The 2,952-nt window shown below is 66.9% G+C and carries 4 protein-coding genes; 3 read left to right on the forward strand and 1 reads right to left on the reverse strand.

What is annotated here, in order from left to right; all coding sequences use genetic code 11:
• Positions 1 to 808, reverse strand: an 808-nt coding sequence (locus tag B4F07_RS05985) for an A/G-specific adenine glycosylase (protein WP_414711751.1), incomplete at its 3' end; no start/stop codon positions are given.
• Between the two features lie 26 nt (positions 809 to 834).
• Between B4F07_RS05985 and B4F07_RS05990 the strand changes: the two genes are divergently transcribed.
• The 3 genes from B4F07_RS05990 to B4F07_RS06000 are packed head-to-tail and all read left to right on the forward strand — an operon-like array spanning position 835 to position 2,918.
• Positions 835 to 1,407 (forward strand): DUF721 domain-containing protein, encoded by a 573-nt coding sequence (locus tag B4F07_RS05990; protein ID WP_414711687.1) that lies wholly within the window; start codon positions 835 to 837, stop codon positions 1,405 to 1,407.
• Between the two features lie 17 nt (positions 1,408 to 1,424).
• Positions 1,425 to 2,141 (forward strand): thioredoxin domain-containing protein, encoded by a 717-nt coding sequence (locus B4F07_RS05995; RefSeq protein ID WP_293699310.1) that lies wholly within the window; start codon positions 1,425 to 1,427, stop codon positions 2,139 to 2,141.
• A 36-nt stretch (positions 2,142 to 2,177) separates the two neighbouring features.
• Positions 2,178 to 2,918, forward strand: a complete 741-nt coding sequence (locus tag B4F07_RS06000) for a thioredoxin domain-containing protein (RefSeq protein ID WP_293699312.1) — start codon at positions 2,178 to 2,180, stop codon at positions 2,916 to 2,918.
• The last annotated feature ends 34 nt before the right edge of the window (positions 2,919 to 2,952 follow it).

Below are 2,952 nucleotides of genomic sequence, written 5' to 3' on the forward strand. Positions count from 1 at the left end.
CGCCGAGCATGCCTTTGCCGGGACGGCGGACCAGCCAGATCTGCGCGTCGCGCTCGATCCAATGCGCCAGCCCGTGGCGATGCGGCTTCGCCTTTTTCGGCGGTTTGACCGGCAAGCGCTCGATATCGGGGCGCCCGCGCGCGCGGCAATCGGCCAGCAGTGGGCAGATCGCGCAGGCTGGGCTCCGCGGCGTGCAAATGGTGGCGCCAAGGTCCATCAGCGCCTGCGCAAAATCGCCCGGGCGATCCGGCGGCACCAGCGGTGCCAACGCCGCGCGAATCTCGCGCTTGGCGAGTGGCAGCGGGGTTTCGATCAGCCGGTGGCGCGCCATCACGCGCTCGATATTGGCGTCAACGACGACCGCCGGTTGGCCAAAGGCAATCGCCGCGACCGAGGCGGCAGTATAGTCACCGATTCCGGGCAGCGCGCGCAAAGCGGTCTCGCTGTCTGGAAAGCACCCGCCATGCTCCGCGACCACCGCCCGCGCGCAGGCGAGCAAATTGCGCGCGCGGGCATAATAGCCCAGCCCCGCCCACGCGGCCATGACATCGGCATCGTCCGCCGCCGCCAGATGGGCGACCGTCGGCCAGCGTTCGGTAAAGCGCGCGAAATAGCCCGCGACCGCCGCGACCGTCGTCTGCTGCAACATGACCTCGGCCAGCCAGACACGATAGGGATCGGGTACCGAGGCGCTGCCCGGCGCGATCCGCCACGGCAGCACCCGCGCCGAAGCGTCATACCATCGTAGCAGGCGCGCCGCGAAATCACCCGCGATGCCCTCATCAATGTCGGAAGTCTGGACGCTCACCCCCCGCCTATGGCATGGCACCCGCGATGACGAAAGACAGCGGCGATGGCCCGCCCGCCAAAAAGGCGGCAGCGAAGGCGGGGGCAAAAAAGCCCAAAGCGCCGGTGCGCGTTTACGAACGGCCGCGCGGCGGCGAGGCACGGATGATTTCCGACCTTGTCCCCGAAATCGGCCGCGCCGCCTTTCGCAAATTCGGTTTCATCCAGAGCTCGGTGGTCAGCCGCTGGCGCGAGATCGTCGGCAACCGGCTGGCCGATGTCACCCAGCCCGCGATGATCCGTTTTCCCGTCGGCGCGAAAGCAGGCGGCACGCTCCACCTGACGATCAGCGGCGCGCACGCCCCGATGCTGCAGCATGTCGCGCCCGACATCATCGCCGCGGTCAACCGCTTCTTTGGTTATGCCGCGGTGGCGCAGGTGCGCATGACGCACGGCCACGTCACCCCCGCGGCGCCCGTTCAGCCACCAGCCATGCTCAAACCCGTACCCGCCGAGCTGGGGGACAGCCTGCGCGACATCGGCGACCCGGAACTGCGCACCGTGCTCGAACGCATGGCGGCGGGACTGGCGACCGCGTCGAAGCTCCCCCGGATCAGCTGAAGAAAGACCCGTGCACGATGTCCGCATTTGAGGATTCCCCGCTGGATCGCCGCACCGCCGTGCTGGCGCTGTCGGGCGCCGCGCTGACCCTGATCGCCGCGACGCCCGCCAAACCTGCGCTCTGGTCATCGAAGGTAACCACCAGTTCGATCGGGGCGCATGTCGTCGGCAACCCCGCGGCGAAGGTGCGGCTGGTCGAATATTTCAGCTACACCTGCCACGTCTGCGCCGACTTCGCGAAGCTGGGCTCGGCGCCGCTCAAGACGCAGTATATCGACCGCGGGCTGGTCCTGTTCGAATATCGCAATCTGGTGCGCGACCCGTTCGACATGACGGCGGCGCTGCTCGCACGCTGTGGCGGTCCCGCCGCCTTCGCGCGCAATCATCAGGCGATTTTTGCGGCTTTCGATAGCTGGACGGCCAAGGTGAAGAACGCCACCGACGCGCAGAAGACCAGCTGGTTCGAAGGCACCACCGCCCAGCGGGCACGCAAGATCGCCGCCGACACCGGGCTCGCCGCGCTGATGCGCGCGCGCGGCTACACCCAGGCGCAGCTCGACGCCGCGCTCGACAGCGAGGTCGCGCAGGCCGAACTCACCGGGATGACCAACATCGCACGCAACGCCGATCGCGTCGGCGGCACCCCGACCTTTTTCATCAACGGGCGCAACGCCGAAGTCGTCGCCTGGCCGGCGCTCAAATCGAAACTCGACCTCGCGATCAAGGGATCGTAAAAGCCTGCCCATCTTGTTTCCGGAGAACAGCACATCATGACCGCATCGCTTCGTATCGCCCTTCTCTCTTCGTTTGGCGCACTCGCGCTCGCCGGTTGCGGCGGCGGTGCCAGCGACCCTGCCAAGGAACAGGAAGTGGTCGCAAAGGTCGCGGCGCCCGCGGGCAAAAGCTGGTCGCAGGTCGTCAGCTTCGACGGCGACGGCGTGGTGATGGGCAATCCCGATGCCCCGATCAAACTCGAAGAATTTGGCGCTTTCACCTGCGGTCATTGCGCGCAGTTCACCAAGGATTCGCACGAAGAGCTGAAGCGCGACTTCGTCGACACCGGCCGCGTGTCGTACAAGCTGACCCCGTTCATGCTGCACCCGGTCGACGCGATCGCCGGTGCCATCGCCAAATGCGCCGGCCCCGACCGCTTCTTCCCGCTCGCCGACGCGACCTTCCTCGAACATGAAGCCTTCATCGCCGGGGCGCAAAAACCGCAGCCGGGGATCGAAGCGGCAATGCAGCTGCCCCCCGAACAGCGTTTCACCGCGCTCGCCAAGGGCTGGGGCATCGATCAATTCTACCAGCAGCGCGGCGTCCCCGCAGCGACGATCCAGGCGTGCCTGAGCAAGGTCGACAATGTTTCGGCGATCGAAAAAGGGACCAATGCCGGAGTCGAGAAATATCAGATCACCGGCACCCCGACCTTCGTGCTGAACGGCCAGGTCGTCGAAGGCATCAACACCTGGGGCCCGCTGCGTGACCGCCTGCGCACGATGGGCGCGCGCTGACGCTTGAAATGCCCTCCCCTTCAGGGGAGGGCAG

Origin of the sequence: Sphingopyxis sp. UBA6723 (genome assembly GCF_002454115.1) — a bacterium.
In the GTDB taxonomy this organism is placed as follows: Bacteria; Pseudomonadota; Alphaproteobacteria; order Sphingomonadales; family Sphingomonadaceae; genus Sphingopyxis.

What these genes read in the sequence shown, in the direction of transcription:
- B4F07_RS06000 (WP_293699312.1), top strand. Translation starts at nt 2,178, where the DNA reads ATGACCGCATCGCTTCGTATCGCCCTTCTCTCTTCGTTTGGCGCACTC.
- B4F07_RS05990 (WP_414711687.1), top strand. Translation starts at nt 835, where the DNA reads ATGACGAAAGACAGCGGCGATGGCCCGCCCGCCAAAAAGGCGGCAGCG.
- B4F07_RS05995 (WP_293699310.1), top strand. Translation starts at nt 1,425, where the DNA reads ATGTCCGCATTTGAGGATTCCCCGCTGGATCGCCGCACCGCCGTGCTG.